At 56.4% G+C, this 18,217-nt stretch carries 15 protein-coding genes; 10 read left to right on the top strand and 5 right to left on the bottom strand.

Going from position 1 to position 18,217, the window contains the following annotated elements; translation table 11 throughout:
* The first annotated feature begins 2 nt into the window (after nt 1-2).
* The 6 genes from lpoB (at nt 3) to OVA10_RS15970 (ending at nt 5,345) form a co-directional block, all read left to right on the top strand.
* Complete coding sequence (lpoB, locus tag OVA10_RS15995; protein WP_100780574.1) at nt 3-653, top strand: penicillin-binding protein activator LpoB; 651 nt, start codon at nt 3-5, stop codon at nt 651-653.
* Nucleotides 634-1,458, top strand: a complete 825-nt coding sequence (gene thiK / locus OVA10_RS15990; protein ID WP_268196340.1) for a thiamine kinase — start codon at nt 634-636, stop codon at nt 1,456-1,458. The genes lpoB and thiK overlap by 20 nt, the downstream gene beginning before the upstream one ends.
* Before the next feature lie 11 nt (nt 1,459-1,469).
* A complete protein-coding gene (nagZ, locus tag OVA10_RS15985) occupies nt 1,470-2,495 on the top strand; it encodes a beta-N-acetylhexosaminidase (protein WP_268196339.1) in 1,026 nt (341 codons plus the stop codon).
* A gap of 35 nt (nt 2,496-2,530) precedes the next feature.
* The gene (gene ycfP / locus OVA10_RS15980; RefSeq protein ID WP_100780571.1) at nt 2,531-3,073 is read left to right on the top strand and encodes an alpha/beta hydrolase YcfP; all 543 of its coding nucleotides are present in this window, start codon (nt 2,531-2,533) and stop codon (nt 3,071-3,073) included.
* Between the two features lie 236 nt (nt 3,074-3,309).
* Nucleotides 3,310-4,614: an NAD(P)/FAD-dependent oxidoreductase gene (locus tag OVA10_RS15975; RefSeq protein WP_268196338.1), complete on the top strand. Its 1,305-nt coding sequence runs from the start codon at nt 3,310-3,312 to the stop codon at nt 4,612-4,614.
* A 191-nt stretch (nt 4,615-4,805) separates the two neighbouring features.
* Nucleotides 4,806-5,345, top strand: a complete 540-nt coding sequence (locus tag OVA10_RS15970; protein WP_100780569.1) for a glycine zipper 2TM domain-containing protein — start codon at nt 4,806-4,808, stop codon at nt 5,343-5,345.
* A 63-nt stretch (nt 5,346-5,408) separates the two neighbouring features.
* Here OVA10_RS15970 and OVA10_RS15965 read toward each other — a convergent pair whose 3' ends face one another.
* Nucleotides 5,409-7,601: a TonB-dependent siderophore receptor gene (locus OVA10_RS15965; RefSeq protein ID WP_268196337.1), complete on the bottom strand. Its 2,193-nt coding sequence runs from the start codon at nt 7,599-7,601 to the stop codon at nt 5,409-5,411.
* Nucleotides 7,602-7,808: 207 nt separating this feature from the next.
* Nucleotides 7,809-8,444 carry a TetR family copper-responsive transcriptional repressor ComR gene (comR, locus tag OVA10_RS15960; protein WP_100780567.1) on the bottom strand — a complete coding sequence of 212 codons (636 nt, stop codon included), beginning with the start codon at nt 8,442-8,444 and terminating at the stop codon, nt 7,809-7,811.
* Nucleotides 8,445-8,690: 246 nt separating this feature from the next.
* Here comR and bhsA point away from each other — a divergent pair, with 246 nt between their 5' ends.
* Nucleotides 8,691-8,948, top strand: coding sequence for a multiple stress resistance protein BhsA (gene bhsA / locus OVA10_RS15955; RefSeq protein ID WP_100780566.1), 258 nt, complete (start codon nt 8,691-8,693; stop codon nt 8,946-8,948).
* 78 nt (nt 8,949-9,026) lie between these two features.
* Here the strand turns inward: bhsA and ldtC are convergent, their stop codons facing one another.
* From ldtC to OVA10_RS15940, 3 genes are all read right to left on the bottom strand, one after another.
* Nucleotides 9,027-9,986 (bottom strand): L,D-transpeptidase LdtC, encoded by a 960-nt coding sequence (gene ldtC, locus OVA10_RS15950; RefSeq protein WP_248859964.1) that lies wholly within the window; start codon nt 9,984-9,986, stop codon nt 9,027-9,029.
* A gap of 143 nt (nt 9,987-10,129) precedes the next feature.
* Complete coding sequence (gene mfd / locus OVA10_RS15945; protein ID WP_268196336.1) at nt 10,130-13,576, bottom strand: transcription-repair coupling factor; 3,447 nt, start codon at nt 13,574-13,576, stop codon at nt 10,130-10,132.
* A 156-nt stretch (nt 13,577-13,732) separates the two neighbouring features.
* A complete protein-coding gene (locus OVA10_RS15940; RefSeq protein WP_268196335.1) occupies nt 13,733-14,800 on the bottom strand; it encodes an acyltransferase family protein in 1,068 nt (355 codons plus the stop codon).
* 268 nt (nt 14,801-15,068) lie between these two features.
* On the opposite strand from OVA10_RS15940, the gene lolC reads away from it, so the two are divergent.
* Genes lolC through lolE form a run of 3 tightly spaced genes read left to right on the top strand, consistent with a single transcriptional unit; the run spans nt 15,069 to nt 18,206 of the window.
* A complete protein-coding gene (lolC, locus tag OVA10_RS15935; RefSeq protein WP_100780562.1) occupies nt 15,069-16,268 on the top strand; it encodes a lipoprotein-releasing ABC transporter permease subunit LolC in 1,200 nt (399 codons plus the stop codon).
* On the top strand, nt 16,261-16,962 hold the full coding sequence (lolD, locus tag OVA10_RS15930; protein ID WP_100780561.1) for a lipoprotein-releasing ABC transporter ATP-binding protein LolD: 702 nt from the start codon (nt 16,261-16,263) through the stop codon (nt 16,960-16,962). The genes lolC and lolD overlap by 8 nt, the downstream gene beginning before the upstream one ends.
* On the top strand, nt 16,962-18,206 hold the full coding sequence (gene lolE, locus OVA10_RS15925) for a lipoprotein-releasing ABC transporter permease subunit LolE (RefSeq protein ID WP_123429092.1): 1,245 nt from the start codon (nt 16,962-16,964) through the stop codon (nt 18,204-18,206). The genes lolD and lolE overlap by 1 nt, the downstream gene beginning before the upstream one ends.
* Nucleotides 18,207-18,217: the final 11 nt, after the last annotated feature.

Below are 18,217 nucleotides of genomic sequence, written 5' to 3'. Positions count from 1 at the left end.
CCTTGATTAAGAATTTGGGCCGTTACGCGCTCGTTACCGCTTTTGCGCTCTTCCTGTCGGGATGTATCACCCGTACAGAACAGCAACCTGCGCCCGTTGATGAGGCCAAACCGGGCACTGAACAACCAGTGACCCCGACGGAGCCGGTTCCAACGGTGCCGTCCGTGCCAACCATTCCTGAACAGCCAGGGCCGATTGAACATCCGGATCAAACCTCGCAGCCTGCGCCACGCGTTCGCCACTATGACTGGAACGGCGCGATGCAGCCGATGGTTGGCAAAATGCTGCAGGCACAGGGTGTTACCGCAGGCAGCGTGCTGCTGGTGGACAGCGTGAACAACCGCACCAACGGTTCGCTGAATGCCGGTGAAGCCACCGAAACCCTGCGCAATGCGCTGGCGAATAACGGCAAGTTTACGCTGGTCTCCGTGCAGCAACTGTCGGTTGCGAAGCAGCAACTGGGCCTTTCACCGCAGGACAGTCTGGGCTCGCGCAGCAAAGCGATTGGTATCGCCCGTAACGTTGGCGCGCAGTATGTGCTCTATTCCAACGCCACCGGCAACGTCAATACGCCAGCCCTGCAAATGCAGCTGATGCTGGTTCAAACGGGTGAGATTATCTGGTCAGGTAAAGGTGCCGTTACACAACAATAACGTCACGCGCGAAACGATCGTTTCGCGCTACTTCCCTCAGTATCGCCTTGTCGCGCCGCAAACCCACGCCGGGTTTAGCGGCGCGAGTTGCATTATTGAACAGGGCGAGCGCCGTCTGGTGTTACGTCTGCGCCACGATGCGAGCGGGCCCGCGTTCTGTTTTCGCCGTCAGTACCACGCCTTGCGCCGTCTGCCTGCCGATCTGGTGCCAAAGCCGCACTGCTTTCATCGCGACTGGATGGCAGTGGAGTATCTTGTGGGCGAGATCAAAAGCGAGCTTCCGGATACCCAAACCCTCGCAGGCATGCTGTATTATCTGCATCGGCAATCCCGTCTGGGCTGGCGAATTAACCTGTTACCGTTGCTCGATGCTTACTGGCAAGGGGCCGATCCCGCCAGACGCACGCCGTTCTGGCTGGCTACGCTAAAACGTCTGCGTCAGCGCGGCGAACCGCAGCCCCTGCGGCTGGTGCCGCTGCATATGGACGTTCATGCCGGAAACATTGTACATACGCCAGCAGGCGAGCGGCTGATCGACTGGGAATATGTCGGTGATGGCGACGTAGGGCTTGAGCTGGCTTCCATATGGATGCCGACGGAAAACGCCCGCCAGGAGTTTATCGATGTCTACGCCAAAACGGCGAACATTGATGCGCATCACCTGAAAAAGCAGGTGCAGCGCTGGCGGCCCTGGGTACTGATGATGATGGCCGGGTGGTTCGAATTACGCTTTCAGCAATCGGCTGACAAACAATTTATCGCGCTGGCAGATGACGTCTGGCGTCAGTTACAAACTAAAGGATAAGAGAGGTTCGTGTGGGTCCAGTAATGTTGGATGTCGAAGGGTATGAACTGGATGCGGAAGAGCGCGATATTCTGGCGCATCCGCTGGTGGGTGGGCTCATTCTGTTTACCCGCAACTATCACGATCCCGCGCAGCTGCGCGAGCTGGTGCGTCAGATCCGTGCGGCGTCCCGTAACCATCTGGTGGTGGCGGTCGATCAGGAAGGCGGACGCGTTCAGCGTTTTCGCGAGGGCTTTACCCGTCTGCCGGCGGCGCAATCTTTTGCTGCACTGCTGGGAACGGAGCAGGGCGGCAAGCTGGCGCAGGATGCAGGCTGGCTGATGGCGAGCGAAATGATCGCCATGGATATTGATATCAGCTTTGCGCCGGTGCTGGATGTCGGGCACATCAGCGCGGCGATTGGCGAGCGTTCTTACCATGAAGATCCGCAGATCGCCCTGGCGATGGCAACACGTTTTATCGACGGAATGCACGACGCCGGTATGAAAACCACCGGGAAACACTTCCCGGGGCACGGCGCTGTGACGGCGGATTCCCACAAAGAGACGCCGCGCGATCCGCGGCCTGAGGCGGAAATCCGCGCCAACGATATGTCCGTTTTCCGTTCGCTCATTACTGACAACAAACTCGACGCCATCATGCCCGCGCATGTGATTTACAGCGACGTCGATCCGCGTCCGGCCAGCGGCTCTGCGCACTGGCTGAAAACCGTGTTACGTCAGGAGCTGGGCTTTAACGGCGTAATTTTCTCCGACGATCTGTCGATGGAAGGCGCTGCGATTATGGGCAGCTATGCCGAGCGCGGTCAGGCGTCTCTGGATGCGGGTTGCGATATGATCCTGGTCTGCAATAATCGTAAAGGGGCGGTTAGCGTGTTAGATAACCTGTCGCCGATCAATGCTGAACGTGTTACACAATTGTATCATAAAGGTTCATTTAGCCGTCAGGAGCTGATGAACTCGGCTCGCTGGAAGACGGTGAACGCTGAGCTTGAAGCACTCAATGAGCGCTGGCAGGCACACAAAGCAGGTCAATAAACCCCTCCTGGAAGGCGTCGTGTGGTGAGGAAACAATGATCATTTATTTGCACGGTTTTGATTCGAACAGTCCTGGTAATCATGAGAAAGTGCTGCAACTGCAGTTCATCGACCCGGACGTGCGGCTGATTAGCTACAGCACGCGCCACCCGAAACACGATATGGCGCATCTGCTCAAAGAAGTGGACAAAATGCTGCAGCTCAACGTCGACGATCGCCCGCTGATTTGCGGTGTGGGCCTCGGCGGCTACTGGGCAGAGCGGATCGGCTTTCTCTGCGATATTCGCCAGGTAGTGTTCAATCCGAATTTGTTCCCTAACGAGAACATGGAAGGCAAGATCGACCGCCCGGAAGAGTACGTGGATATCGCCACCAAATGCGTCAGTAACTTCCGCGAGAAGAACCGCGACCGCTGCATGGCGATCCTCTCCCGCAACGACGAGGCGCTGGATAATCACCGCGCGGCGGAGCTGCTGCACCACTATTATGAAATTGTCTGGGACGAAGAGCAGACCCACAAATTCAAAAATATCTCCCCGCACCTTCAGCGCATCAAAGCTTTCAAGACCCTGGGCTAAACCCCTCTGATCGACTCCAGGCCCGGCCGCGCAAGCGAGCCGGGCTTTCTCTTTTGCTACAATTGTACAAATTTAAATCATCAAAACTTGATTCATATCAATTTTGGTATGACCAATGCGCCTGGCGTGTTATTCTCAATGCACCTGAATGGTTTCAGTGCTGTAACCTGTTGTTAATTAAGGGTTATTCTCATAACTTTTAATTAACAATTGGTTAATAATTTGAGGGGGTCACATTGACTACGCCATTGAAAAAGATAGTAATTGTAGGCGGCGGCGCAGGTGGGCTGGAGCTGGCTACGCAACTCGGCAAAAAGCTGGGCCGTGGCAAAAAAGCCAAAATTACGCTGGTCGATCGTAACCACAGCCATCTGTGGAAACCGTTGCTGCATGAAGTGGCCACCGGTTCACTGGACGAAGGTGTTGATGCCCTGAGCTATCTGGCGCATGCGCGTAATCACGATTTCCAGTTCCAGCTGGGCTCCGTGATGGATATCAACCGCGAAAGCAAAACCATCACCCTGGCCGAGCTGCGTGACGAGAAAGGCGAGCTGCTGGTGCCTGAGCGCAAGCTGCCGTACGACACGCTGGTGATGGCGCTGGGAAGCACCTCGAACGACTTCAACACGCCAGACGTGAAAGAGAACTGCATCTTCCTGGATAACCCGCATCAGGCACGTCGTTTCCATCAGGAAATGCTGAACCTGTTCCTGAAATACTCCAACAACCTCGGTGCGAGCGGCAAAGTAAACATCGCGATTGTCGGCGGCGGGGCGACGGGCGTTGAGCTGTCAGCGGAACTGCACAATGCGGTGAAACAGCTGCACAGCTACGGTTACAAAGGGCTGACCAACGACGCGCTGAACGTGACGCTGGTCGAAGCGGGTGAACGCATTCTGCCTGCGCTGCCACCGCGTATTTCCGGCGCGGCGCACAACGAGCTGACCAAAATGGGCGTGCGCGTTCTGACGCAAACCATGGTCACCAGCGCCGATACCGGCGGCCTGCACACCAAAGACGGCGAGTATATTCAGGCCGATCTGATGGTCTGGGCGGCGGGTATTAAAGCACCTGATTTCATGAAAGAGATTGGCGGGCTGGAAACCAACCGTATCAACCAGTTGGTGGTAGAGCCGACGCTTCAGACCACACGCGATCCGGACATTTTCGCCATCGGCGACTGCGCCTCCTGCGCACGTCCTGAGGGTGGATTCGTGCCTCCTCGCGCGCAGGCCGCGCACCAGATGGCAAGCCTGGCGCTGCACAACATTCTGGCGCAGACCAAAGGCAAAGCGATGAAGTCCTACGTCTATAAAGACCATGGCTCGCTGGTCTCCCTGTCTAACTTCTCCACCGTGGGCAGTCTGATGGGTAACCTGATGCGCGGCTCGATGATGGTTGAAGGGCGTATCGCGCGCTTCGTTTACATCTCGCTGTACCGTATGCACCAGGTGGCGCTGCACGGTTACTTCAAGACCGGGCTGATGATGCTGGTAGGCAGTATCAACCGCGTGATCCGTCCTCGCCTCAAGCTGCACTAATCTTTCAGTCCCTCCGGCTCCCGGAGGGACTTTTTAGCATTTCCTGCTGACAATCTTCGTCAGAGTGCTTAAGAGTTCTCTGAAACGCGTCCCTTTTCATTTTACCTCTCTCTTTTTGAGCGTTATTCCGATTGGCGAACTCACTCTTCGATTGCAAAATTGTTACCAATAGCAACAAAGGAGGAAGCCCCGTGAATAAATCTATGTTGGCGGGTATAGGGATTGGCGTGGCTGCAGCGCTGGGCGTGGCAGCAGTGGCCAGTCTGAACGTGTTCGAACGCGGCCCGCAGTATGCTCAGGTTGTTTCTGCCACCCCGATTACCGAGTCGGTGAAAACCCCTCGTCAGGAGTGCCGCAACGTGGCGGTAACTCACCGTCGTCCGGTACAGGATGAAAACCGTATCGCAGGCTCAGTGCTGGGTGCGGTTGCGGGTGGTGTGATTGGTCATCAGTTCGGTGGGGGACGCGGGAAAGATGTCGCGACCGTCGTCGGCGCACTGGGTGGCGGCTATGCCGGTCACCAGGTTCAGGGCGCGATGCAAGACAACGACACCTACACCACGACGCAGCAGCGTTGTAAAACGGTGTACGACAAATCAGAAAAAATGCTCGGCTACGATGTGACCTATAAGATTGGCGATCAGCAGGGGAAAATCCGCATGGATAAAGATCCTGGCACGCAGATCCCACTCGACAGTAACGGTCAGCTGGTTCTGAATAACAAGGTGTAAAAAAAGCGGTATTATTAATTTGGCTCCTCAAACGCTCAGGCTGAGGAGCCTTTTTTTTGCCCGTCAGAAGGTCAGGGCGTAGTTCAGACCGAAGGTGCGTCCACGGCCTTTATACTCGTACAGCGCCGCATTCCCGTAGGTGGGGCTGTAGAGCAGCGGAGCGCGCTGTCCCCAGACGGTGGTGTACTCTTTATCCAGCAGGTTTTCGACGCTAAACGACAGTTTACCGAGCGGAAGCTGGTAGCTGCCGATGAAATCAACGGTGTTATAACCGTTCAGCTTATTGCCCGCCGCATCGCTCAGATCAAAGGCTTGCTGCGTTTGCAGGCGCAGCGCCCACGGCTCCGGTGCCCAGCCGACGTAGGCCGTCGCTTTGGATGGCGACGCCTGAGTCACATCCCATTTTTCCCAGGAACCGTGGGTTTTAATCTCTGACTTCAGGACGTTAACATTCCCGCCGAGGCTCCAGTCGCTCTCAGGAATGAAGTAATCCACTGCGCCTTCCACACCGTAGATGCGCCGCTTCTGCGGATTCACGTCGATAGTCATGTCGGCGCGGTTGATATCAATGGATTTATCCGACAAGGAGTAATAGGCCGCAATCTGTGTGCGCAGCTGATCGCCCGTAAAACGCCAGCCCAGCTCGTAGGAATCGACCTTAATCCCTTCAAGCTTCGCATCGTTCGGGTTAACGCTTTTCAGCAGCGCCAGATGGCCCTGGGCATCAGGTTTGCTATAGCTACCGTTACCGTAATATTTTCCCGGGTCAGGCAGTTCCACGCCCTGAGAGAAGTTAAACCAGACCTGCTGACGTTCGGTCAGGTGCGCCAGGATCCCGGCGTTAAACAGGAAATTATCGTAATCCGTTTTCCCGCCCGGAATAGCATCCGCAGAGCGTGCGCCGCCTTTGGCAATGGTCTGCTGCTGGGTATAGCCGATGAAATCATCGACGCGGTTTTCCGTCCACTGATAGCGCACGCCGCCGCTGAGGGTAAACACCTCGTTGATGTCATAGCTGTTTTGCAGGAACGGAGCGAAATTGGTGATGCTGTAGCCCGGATAGCGCCCCGTGCTGTAGGCCGACTGATTATTCATCCCGCCGGAAGGGACGGAATCGGCGAGGTCGAAGAACTTCTGGTTGGAATCGAAGGTTTCATGGTCGGCATCAATACCCCAGGTGAGCTGCCAGCCGTCGAGCGGAGTGCTGTTTAAGGTCAGCTTCGCGCCGTACTGATCCGTGTTCTGCTCGGAGGCGGAGAAACTGGTAATGTCACCTTTGGCCACCGTCGGGAACGGGTAAAAACGCAGGGATTCGTCGCGATAATAGATCTGCCCGACCAGCTCCTGGCCCCAGAAATCCGTATCGGAATATTGCAGGCTGACGAGATGACGCTCGGTGCCAGGAATACGATCTGAGCTAAAGCCTTTGGACGTGCGGGCCGTGCCGTTCCCGGTCACGGCGCTCATGTTCTTGTCCAGATAAAGCCCGTAATCGTCGTCGCCCTGGCTTTTGTAATACTGGGTCACCAGCTGCAGCTGACGGGTCTCGTCAATTTCAATGGTGCCGGTTCCCATCACATCCAGACGATCGGAGTGCTGCAAACCCGTCTGGGTGTTGTCGAAGGTCAGCGCATCGCCATTGCCATCGTACCAGCCGCCGAAGCGCTGATACGCCACAGACAGACGGCCCGAGGCGTTATCATTGCCGCCGCTGACGGCCGCCGCCACGCGCTCGTCGCGATCGTCACTGTTGTTAAAGCCGCTTTTTCCGCCCAGTTCCAGATCAACCTGGGTCTCCGGCTGACCTTTTTTGGTGACGATATTGATCAGCCCGCCGGTACTCCCGCCGCCGTAGAGTGACGTCGAGCCGGAGATGACTTCGATATGTTCGATATTGAACGGATCAATGGAATCGAGCTGGCGGCTGTCGGTACGCGAGGAGTTCAGCCGTACGCCGTCAATCAGCACGACGATCGCACGACCGCGCATGTTCATGCCATAGTTGGTGCGCCCCTGGCTGCTGACGTCCATCCCCGGGATCAGCTGGCCGAGAATATCTTTAAACTCCTTCCCGCCCTGAACCTGCTGTTCAATCTCCTGACCTTCAATGATCCACGTGGTCTGCGCCATTTCGGCGACGGTGCGGTGGCTGCGATTGGCGCTGACAACCAGATTTTCTTCGTTCTTTTGTTCTGCATACAGCGGCATCGCGATGGCCAGCAGGACAGGGTTGAGCACCCAGAGGCTCTTTTTCATCATCATTCCTTGTTGAGCTTTTGCTCTTTGTTATCGGCAGGTCAAATCACACAATGGAAACATTGTGAAACAAATGTAAACGCGAATTTTGCCGATAAAGAGTCTCATTATCAACCCGCTGAAATAAGAGGGTTTACAGGTGAGAACATGAAAACGAGAGGGGAAAAGGGGAAGGAAAAAGAAAAGGGCGGTTGCCCGCCCTGATAATCAGAGTTTCAGCAGTTCAGGCCACAGGCGCAGCGTGGTGCGAGAAATGCTTTGCAGCTTTTCAAGGCTTGCGCCTTCACGCGCGCTGATGGACATCCCCTGCAGGACGCAGCTTAAAAATTGCGTCAGTTCGACGGTATCGCAGTGCGCCGGAATTTCACCCCGCTTTTGGCGTTGGCTTAAAAACGCGCCTAGGGTCTCTTCCTGCATGGCGTGGCGCGATTTCACGGTATTCGCAATGTCTTTCGATGCGGCGGCAAGCGTGGCGGAGGTGTTAATCATAAAGCAGCCCGCAGGCGTGTCTTTGCTGGTAAAGCAGGCGGAGATAGCCGCGAAATAATCCTGCAAAGCCTGTTCAACGGTTTTCTCTTCGCAGAACAGCTGAGCTTCATGTTTGGCCGCAAAGCGCGCGATATAGCGATCCAGCACTGCGCGGAACAGGCCTTCTTTGTTGGTGAATTCTGCATACAGCGTGGGGGCTTTCGCACCTGTCGCTTCGACCAGGTCGGAGAGCGAGGTGGCTTCATACCCATGCTGCCAGAAGAGTGTCATGGCCTTATCGAGCGCCGCATCCCTGTCGAACACTTTCGGTCGGCCACGGCTTTTTTTTGCGCAACTCGTGACGTCGGTTGTCATGTGCCGTTGTACCTGTGTTGGTTTGTTGAATGATCATTATAAAAATAATAGCCCGCGCCGACCAGCACTCATTTCACAAAAATAAATTAATCATATGGTTATGAAAAATAAGAGGTTTAAAATTAATTTAACGGTCGTTATAAAATTATGTTGACGTGTGACCTGGATCACATCTATCATTTACCTATCGATCGTTAAGTAAATAACTAACGACCTTCCAAATTCATCTGTTAAAGGCTAATTATCATGAAAACCATCAATACCCTCATCGCTGCTGCTGTACTGAGTTCTCTGTCATTTGCCAGCTTCGCGGCTGTCGAAGTGCAATCCACCCCTGCTGACCAGCAGAAAGTGGGCACCATCTCTGCCAACGCAGGGACTAACCTGAGCTCACTGGAAGACCAGTTAGCGCAGAAAGCCGACGCCATGGGCGCGAAATCTTTCCGCATCACCTCTGTGACCGGTCCGAACACCCTGCACGGTACTGCGGTTATCTACAAATAAGCCTGGCTTAACCCTCATAAAGCCACTGCTAAAAAAAAGGCCCTGCGATTTCGCAGGGCCTTTTTTGTCTCTTGTGCTTTAAAGCGCTTGCTGAGCCACGTCGTGATGCGGCGTCACATCCACCGGCATACCTGAGCGCACGTCCATCGCTTTTTCCATCACCGCGCTGTCCGCGCGCGCTTTGAAGTTTTGCATCGCTGCGTTCAGGACAATCGGCAGCGTTTGCGGATCGTCGCCAATGTTTTTCGACAGCGGCTGATGGACCTCCACCAGACGTTTTCCGCCCGGCTCTTCCGACACTTTTATCGGCGTATTGATGATATTGACCTTCGTGCCTGGAGTAATCACGCGGAACAGCGTCTCGATATCGCCGTCGCGCAGGCGAATGCAGCCTGAGCTGACGCGCATGCCGATGCCAAAGTCCGCGTTGGTTCCATGCAGCAAATAGACGCCGCCGTAGGCCGCAAGGCGAATCGCGTGATGGCCCATTGGGTTATCCGGACCTGCCGGAACCACAGCGGGCAGATCAATGCCCTGGGCTTTATAGCGCGCGCGGATATTGGCCGTCGGCGTCCAGGTTGGGTTGGCGCGTTTATCCGAAACGGTGGTCACCATGGTTGGCGTTAAGGTGTCGCCGCCCAACTGACCAATTCCGATAGGGTAGACCGTCACCTCATTTTTACCCGGCGGGTAATAGTAGAGGCGCAGTTCGGCGAGGTTAATCACCAAACCTTCGCGCGGCGCGTCAGGTAACAGGGTTTGCAACGGGATAGTCAGCACGCTGCCAGGGCGTGGCACGTAGGGATCAACGCCCGGGTTAGCCTGCAATAACGCCAGAAAACCGACGTTATATTTTTTGGCTATCGCCTCCAGCGAACCGCCGTCATTTTCTACGACGTGAAAACGGTTTTCGCCCACCAGACGACTTCCGGCAAGGGGCAGCGGCCAGGTATTCGCACGCGCGGGCAGGGCGAGGGCGACGGTCGCCGCGAGGGCAATCAGGGTTATCCAGCGAGTAAAACGCAGAGTCATCATCACTCAATTCCATGGAAATACTAAGGTTATTGTTATTCAAAAGTTAATTGATGATTATGACCAGGGGGCGTGTCGGGAAATCAGGAGAAGTGCAAAGAGTTTGTAAATTAATGGCCGGGCGGTGATATCGCCGCCCGGCCACGAGGTTATGCCGCCGCGTTCTCTTCGAGCTGGCGCATAAAGTTACGGACCCATTCCATCCGCGTTTTGCGGTCGCTCAGTTCTTGCATGAACTTCAGACGCGTCGGGCCATCAAGGCGGAAGTGTTGCGGTTGCTTCTGCAGCAGGCCGATGAGCCACATCGGGTCGACGTGGTTCTTCTCGGCAAACTCAATCACACCGCCTTTATCATTGCCTTCCAGCTTGCGAATGCCCAGTTTCTGAGCCAGCTGGCGCAGACGCGCGATATCCAGCAGGTTGCGCGCTGCATCCGGCAGCAGGCCAAAGCGGTCGATCAGCTCGACTTTGATCTCCTCAAGCTCCGCATCATTTTTAGCACTGGCGATGCGTTTGTAGAATGACAGCCGCGTGTTGACGTCCGGGATAAAATCGTCCGGCAGCAGGGATGGCATCCGCAGTTCGACTTCCGTTTGCTGGCTGGTGAGATCTTCCAGCGATGGTTCGCGTCCCTCTTTCAGCGCATCGACGGCGTTTTCCAGCAGCTCCATGTAAAGCGAGAAGCCGATGGTTTCCATCGATCCGCTCTGGTCTTCGCCGAGCAGCTCGCCTGCGCCGCGGATCTCCAGATCGTGGGTCGCCAGTGCAAAACCTGCACCCAGATCTTCCAGCGAAGCGATGGCTTCCAGACGCTTTTGCGCGTCGGTGGTCATCGCTTTCGGGTGCGGCGTCAGCAGCCAGGCGTAGGCCTGATGGTGAGAACGCCCGACACGTCCGCGCAGCTGGTGAAGCTGTGCCAGGCCAAAGTGATCGGCCCGTTCGATAATGATGGTATTCGCCGTCGGAATGTCGATCCCGGTTTCAATAATGGTGGTACAGACCAGCACGTTAAAACGCTGGTGATGGAAATCGTTCATCACCCGTTCCAGCTCGCGCTCGCGCATCTGGCCGTGGCCGATGGCAATGCGCGCCTCTGGCACCAGTTCCGCCAGCTTATCCGCCGCTTTCTGGATATTTTCCACGTCGTTATAGAGGTAGTACACCTGGCCGCCGCGCAGGACTTCACGCAGGATCGCCTCGCGCACCACCAGGCTGTCGTACTCGCGGACAAAAGTTTTCACCGCCAGACGACGGGCCGGTGGAGTGGCAATGATCGACAGATCGCGCATCCCGCTCATCGCCATATTCAGCGTACGCGGGATCGGGGTCGCGGTGAGGGTCAGGATATCGACATCCGCGCGCATCGCTTTGATGCGCTCTTTGTGACGCACGCCGAAGCGGTGCTCTTCATCCACAATCAGCAGGCCCAAATCTTTCCACTTCACGTCGCTTTGCAGCAGCTTGTGGGTGCCGATAAGAATGTCGATTTTACCTTCGCTGGCCTGCTCCAGAATCTGCGTCTGCTCTTTGGCGCTGCGAAAACGCGACAGCATCTCAATGCGCACCGGCCAGTTGGCAAAGCGGTCGCGGAAGTTGTCGTAGTGCTGTTGCGCCAGCAGCGTGGTGGGCACCAGCACAGCAACCTGTTTGTTGTTTTCGACGGCGAGGAAGGTCGCGCGCATCGCCACTTCGGTTTTGCCGAAGCCGACGTCGCCGCACACCAGACGGTCCATCGCCAGCGGCTGACACATATCGCTTAAGACAGCGTTGATGGCCTGAGCCTGATCCGGCGTGGTTTCAAACGGGAAGCTGTCGCAGAACAGCTGATACTGATCTTTATCGTGTTTGAAGGCATAGCCGGATTTCGCTGCGCGCTGGGCGTAAATATCCAGCAGCTCGGCCGCCACATCACGCACTTTTTCGGCGGCTTTCTGCCGCGCGCGGGTCCAGGCGTCGCTGCCCAGTTTATGCAGCGGAGCACTCTCTTCCGCGCCACCGGCGTAGCGGCTGATCAGATGCAGGGAGGAGACCGGAACATAAAGTTTTGCGTCACCGAGATAGGTGATCATCAGATATTCGGCAGTGATCCCGCCCGCTTCGAGGGTGGTCATTCCCGCGTAGCGCCCCACGCCGTGCTCCAGATGCACAATCGGCTGGCCGACGTGCAGCTCGGCCAGGTTGCGAATCAGTGTGTCCGGGTTAATGGTGCGTCGGTTGTCCTGTCGACGACGCGCCACGCGCTCGCCAAGGAGATCGCTTTCGCAGATCAGCGCCCGATTATTCAGGGTATCGATAAAACCGTGCTCGGCAGAGCCAATCATCAGATAGCGGCCGTTATCGGCAGCTTCGTCGAGACGCAAGATCCGTTTTGGCGACACTTTGATGCGCGCCAGTAGTTCACCCAGCGCCTCGCGACGGCCTTCACTTTCGACCGAGAAAATCACCGGGCCGGTAAAGGATTCGAGGAACTTGCGTAGATTATCCAGCGGCGATTTTTGCTGCGCCTGAACGGACAGGTCCGGCAGCGTCTTAAACGCCAGGTTAGTGTTCGCCGCTTTGTCCGGCAGACTCTCCGTTTTGAGCTGTACGCGCGGCCATTTTTTCAGCTCTGAAAACAGCTCGTCGGTGCGTAACCACAGCTGCTCCGGCGGCAACAGCGGGCGCATCGGGTCGACGCCACGGTTTTCAAAACGGGCGCGGGTTTCGCTCTCAAAGCGGGTGGCGCTGGCGTCGAGATCGCCGGTATTGACGATCAGGGTTTTGGCCGGGAAATAGCTGAACAGGGCCGGAAGCGGCTCGCTAAAGAACAGCGGCTGCCAGTATTCAATGCCTGCGGGCAGGGTGCCTTTGCTCACCTGCTGATAGATATGCTCGGCGTCACGCTTCACATCGAACTTATCGCGCCACTGGCTGCGGAACAGTTCGATGGCGGTTTTGTCCGTCGGGAATTCGTGGGCAGGCAGTAAATTGATCGCCTCGACCTCTTCCAGCGTGCGTTGGGTGTCCGGGTCGAATACCCGCAGGCTGTCGATTTCATCATCAAAGAAATCCAGACGGTACGGCTGATCGCTGCCCATCGGGTAGAGATCCAGCAGTGCGCCGCGCGTGGCGTATTCGCCGTGCTCCATCACCTGATCGACGTGGCGATAGCCTGCGCTGTCGAGCTGCGCACGCAGGGCATCGCGCGACAGGCGCTGGCCTTTTTTCATCACCAGCGCGTGGCCGTGTAGGTAGCTGTGCGGACATACGCGCTGCATCAGGGTATTCACCGGCACGATCAACACCCCGCGCTGCATCGACGGCAGCTGATAGAGGGTGGAGAGGCGCGAGGAGATAATCTCCTGATGGGGGGAAAAACTGTCGTAGGGCAGGGTTTCCCAGTCGGCCAGGTTAAACACCAGGCTGTCGGTAAACTGGCGGATCTCGTCGTGCAGACGGAGCGCGTTTTGCATATCGGGGGCAACCAGCACCACCGGGCCCGCGTGGCGCTCAGCGATCTCTGCGACCAGCGTGGCGCAGGCGGCGCCCGTCAGTTCGCCTAGCTGGCGCTGGTCACCCGCTTTGCCGGGCAGGGAATAACGGTATTGTTCAGGCATGGCTTTGTCAGAATCTCTTATGGATATATACCCTAAACACAGTATTGGGGCATATCACTGATACGCAATGTCTTTATTATCCTTGATCGTTTTACATTAGCAAACCGGAACCGCACACAGGGTGAATTCGCCCTCGAATGAGGGCGAGGGGAAGCATTATCGGGTCGCCTCAATCGGCGCGAGACGGGCGGGAGGGGCAAAGAAAAGGTCGCCAAACAGCGCGCTGGAGACTTTTCGCGCGCCCAGTCCGAACAGCGTACAGACCAGCAGGCTGACGAACGGATAGACCAGAATCAGGGTCAGTTCCGCCCAGACCGGCCAGTTGCCGCCGTTAAGTTCGCCAATCAGGAACAGGCTAAAACCTTCGATCAAAATGCGATGCGTGGTGTAGATCGCAATGGTGTTCGAGCCGACGACGTTCAGCAGATTATTCGGGTGGACGGCGTAACGCTGCTCGATGCTGTAAAACAGTTTCATAATCAGCAGAATGGACAGAAGCGACAGCAGCAGGGGAACGTTGGCAAACCACAGCACCACGGAGATCCCACCGAACGCCACTATCGGCAGCCAGTAGCGGCGTATCACCATCCCTTTCATCCACTCCATCAGCTGCGCGCCGTACCAGGCACCGAGACTGTAGTAGATCATGTTACGCACCACGCTGTTCATTCCCCACCAGGGCAGCGGCAGGAAGTTGATCACCACGCTTGCCAGGACTGCGAGCACCGGCAGTTTCCAGCGGCTGAGCAATTTACAGAGGGTGAAATAGACGATCAGCGCATACAGATACCAGAGGCTGGTGCTGGCGGTGAGCATGCCGCGAATAAATTCGCTTATCGAACCGGCGTAGGCGGCGTTGGAAGAGGTGGCTAGTTCACGCTCCGGCGCAAGCCAGGCGTTGATATGGCTCAGCGCCTGCCACTGCAACACGCCCCATAGCGCCAGTACCCAGACGATGCTCCAGATCCGTTTGTCGAAGCTGACCCGCCAGCCGACGTCATCAATGTAGCGACGAATCAAATAGCCCGAAATGAAGAAAAACACCGGCATGCGAAACGGTGCGAGGTAGAGATTAAAATAGACCCAGCATTTGGCGAGCAGACCGGAAAGCGGATGCTGTAGCCCGCTTAGATGAGGATAAAAGGTGATCACCGAGTGGTAAATCACCACCAGGCAGATGCACAGCCCTTTTATCTGATTAATCCATAATGCTTTTTGTTTCATCGGTCTTTGATACCTGTTTTGCCATAAAGAAGGCGTTAATCCTGGGCGAACCGGCGTTAGATGTAATCAGTAAGAGTCTGTATCAGGACGATTTTCAGAAAAGGTGGAGAAGGGCGTGGGTGTAATGAGAGGCCGATCGACAAGTAGCCTGATGATTTTTCTTGTTTTTTCGCCAAAATCATTACCAAAGCTTACGGTTTCAGTCATTTACGCTTAACGGATTCGCTTATATACTCGTGGGTCTGCTATCAGCAACCAGACGGATTTCATGTACCAACCTGTCGCACTCTTTATAGGCTTACGTTACATGCGTGGGCGCGCCGCGGACCGCTTCGGTCGCTTTGTCTCCTGGCTTTCCACTATTGGCATTACGCTTGGCGTGATGGCTTTAGTGACGGTTCTGTCCGTGATGAATGGCTTCGAGCGCGAGCTGCAAAACAACATCCTGGGACTGATGCCGCAGGCGGTTCTCTCTTCCTCTCAGGGCTCCATTAATCCGCAACAGCTGCCCGAAAGCGCCGTAAAGTTACAGGGTGTCAGCCGTATTGCGCCGCTGACAACGGGTGACGTGGTGCTGCAAAGCGCGCGCAGCGTGTCGGTGGGGGTGATGCTGGGCATCGATCCGGCGCAGAAAGATCCGCTCACTCCGTATCTGGTTAACGTCAAACAGACCGATCTTGAGCCAGGCAAATACAACGTTATTCTCGGCGAGCAGCTCGCCGGACAGCTTGGCGTCAACCGTGGCGATCAGCTGCGCGTGATGGTGCCGTCGGCCAGCCAGTTCACCCCGATGGGGCGCTTGCCGAGCCAGCGCCTGTTCAACGTGATCGGCACCTTCGCCGCTAACAGCGAAGTCGACGGCTATCAAATGCTGGTGAATATTCAGGACGCCTCCCGCCTAATGCGTTATCCGTTGGGTAACATTAGCGGCTGGCGTTTGTGGCTCAACGAACCGCTGAAAGTGGATGTTCTGAGCGAGCAAAAACTTCCGGAAGGCACCAAATGGCAGGACTGGCGCGAGCGTAAAGGCGAGCTGTTCCAGGCCGTGCGCATGGAAAAGAACATGATGGGCCTGCTGCTGAGCCTGATCGTTGCCGTTGCCGCGTTTAACATCATCACGTCGCTTGGCCTGATGGTGATGGAAAAGCAGGGCGAAGTGGCGATCCTGCAAACCCAGGGACTGACGCCGCGCCAGATTATGGCGGTGTTTATGGTTCAGGGAGCGAGCGCCGGGATTATCGGGGCGCTGCTGGGTGCCGTACTGGGCGCGCTGCTGGCCAGCCAGCTCAATAATTTGATGCCGATTATCGGTATTCTGCTCGACGGTGCCGCGCTGCCGGTGGCGATCGAGCCGCTGCAGGTCGTGGGTATTGCGCTGGTCGCGATGGCCATTGCACTGCTCTCTACGCTTTATCCTTCCTGGCGCGCCGCCGCCACTCAACCCGCTGAGGCTTTACGTTATGAATAAGATCCTGTTGCAATGCGACAACCTGTCCAAACGCTATCAGGAAGGCACCGTGCAGACCGATGTCCTGCATGAGGTCAGTTTCAGCGTAGGCGAAGGCGAAATGATGGCGATTGTCGGTAGCTCCGGCTCGGGCAAAAGTACCTTGCTGCACCTGCTGGGCGGGCTGGATACGCCGACCTCCGGCGATGTGATCTTCTCCGGCCAGCCGATGAGCAAAATGACGTCGACGGCGAAAGCCGATCTGCGTAATCAGTCTCTTGGCTTTATCTACCAGTTCCACCACCTGCTGCCTGATTTCACCGCGCTGGAAAACGTCGCGATGCCGCTGCTGATTGGCAAAAAGAAACCGGCAGAGATCAATACCCGCGCCAGCGACATGCTGAAAGCCGTTGGCCTCGGTCATCGCGGGAACCATCGTCCGTCTGAACTTTCCGGTGGCGAACGCCAGCGTGTGGCGATTGCCCGTGCGCTGGTGAATAACCCGCGTCTGGTGCTGGCGGACGAACCGACCGGTAACCTTGATGCGCGCAACGCAGACAGCATTTTCCAGCTCCTCGGCGAACTGAACGCCTCCCAGGGAACGGCGTTCCTGGTGGTGACCCACGATCTGCAGCTGGCGCGACGCATGAGCCGTCAGCTGGAGATGCGTGACGGTCGTCTGACGGCGGAACTGACCCTGATGGGAGCCGAGTAATGGCGTCATCGTTATCCTTATTGATCGGTATGCGCTTTAGCCGTGGCCGCCGTCGCGGCGGCATGGTGTCGCTGATTTCCGTGATCTCTACCGTGGGTATCGCGCTCGGCGTGGCGGTGCTGATCGTCGGCTTAAGCGCGATGAACGGCTTTGAACGTGAGCTGAATAACCGCATTCTGGCGGTCGTTCCGCACGGCGAAATTGAACCGGTGAATCAGCCGTGGACCCACTGGAGCGAGGCGCTCACGAAAGTGGAAAACGTGCCGGGCATTGTGGCTGCAGCACCCTACATCAACTTTACCGGCCTGGTGGAGAGCGGAGCGAATCTGCGCGCCATTCAGGTGAAAGGGGTGAATCCGCAGCAGGAAGCGCGTTTGAGCGCGTTGCCACAGTTTGTGCAGAACGGCGCGTGGGCGAACTTTAAAGCGGGTGAGCAGCAGATTATCATCGGCAAAGGTGTCGCGGATGCGCTGAAGGTGAAGCAGGGCGACTGGGTGTCGATCATGATCCCGAACGCCAGCGCCGATCACAAACTCCAGCAGCCGAAGCGCGTGCGTCTGCACGTGACCGGGATTTTAGCCCTGAGCGGTCAGCTCGATCATAGCTTTGCGATGGTCCCGCTGGACGATGCGCGTCAGTACCTGGATATGGCCGACAGCGTCACCGGTATCGCCATTAAGGTCAACGACGTCTTCAATGCGAATAAACTGGTGCGCGACGCCGGTGGCGTGACCAACAACTATGTCTATATCAAAAGCTGGATTGGCACCTACGGCTATATGTATCGCGATATCCAGATGATCCGCGCCATTATGTATCTGGCGATGGTGCTGGTGATTGGCGTGGCCTGTTTTAACATCGTCTCGACGCTGGTGATGGCCGTTAAAGACAAGAGCAGCGACATTGCCGTTCTGCGCACGCTGGGCGCGAAAGACGGTCTTATTCGTGCCATTTTCGTCTGGTATGGTCTGCTGGCGGGTCTGTTTGGCAGCCTCTGCGGCGTGGTGATCGGCGTGGTGATTTCCCTGCAGCTGACGCCGATTATCAACGGCATTGAAAAGCTGATTGGACATCAATTCCTGTCGGGTGACATCTATTTTATTGACTTCCTGCCGTCTGAGTTGCACTGGCTGGACGTTATTTATGTGCTGGTTACAGCACTTTTACTGAGTCTGCTGGCAAGCTGGTATCCAGCGCGTCGCGCAAGCCGAATTGATCCGGCGAGGGTGCTAAGTGGCCAGTAATTACGTCATGA

The sequence above is a fragment of the Lelliottia sp. SL45 genome (genome assembly GCF_026672535.1).
Classification (GTDB): Bacteria; Pseudomonadota; Gammaproteobacteria; order Enterobacterales; family Enterobacteriaceae; genus Enterobacter; species Enterobacter nimipressuralis.
This window is presented reverse-complemented; position numbering and strand designations above follow the sequence as displayed.

What these genes read in the sequence shown, in the direction of transcription:
- bhsA (WP_100780566.1), top strand. Translation starts at nt 8,691, where the DNA reads ATGAAAACCATCAATACCCTCATCGCTGCTGCTGTACTGAGTTCTCTG.
- lolE (WP_123429092.1), top strand. Translation starts at nt 16,962, where the DNA reads ATGGCGTCATCGTTATCCTTATTGATCGGTATGCGCTTTAGCCGTGGC.
- lolC (WP_100780562.1), top strand. Translation starts at nt 15,069, where the DNA reads ATGTACCAACCTGTCGCACTCTTTATAGGCTTACGTTACATGCGTGGG.
- OVA10_RS15965 (WP_268196337.1), bottom strand. Translation starts at nt 7,601, where the DNA reads ATGAAAAAGAGCCTCTGGGTGCTCAACCCTGTCCTGCTGGCCATCGCG.
- lolD (WP_100780561.1), top strand. Translation starts at nt 16,261, where the DNA reads ATGAATAAGATCCTGTTGCAATGCGACAACCTGTCCAAACGCTATCAG.
- comR (WP_100780567.1), bottom strand. Translation starts at nt 8,444, where the DNA reads ATGACAACCGACGTCACGAGTTGCGCAAAAAAAAGCCGTGGCCGACCG.
- mfd (WP_268196336.1), bottom strand. Translation starts at nt 13,576, where the DNA reads ATGCCTGAACAATACCGTTATTCCCTGCCCGGCAAAGCGGGTGACCAG.
- ycfP (WP_100780571.1), top strand. Translation starts at nt 2,531, where the DNA reads ATGATCATTTATTTGCACGGTTTTGATTCGAACAGTCCTGGTAATCAT.
- OVA10_RS15940 (WP_268196335.1), bottom strand. Translation starts at nt 14,800, where the DNA reads ATGAAACAAAAAGCATTATGGATTAATCAGATAAAAGGGCTGTGCATC.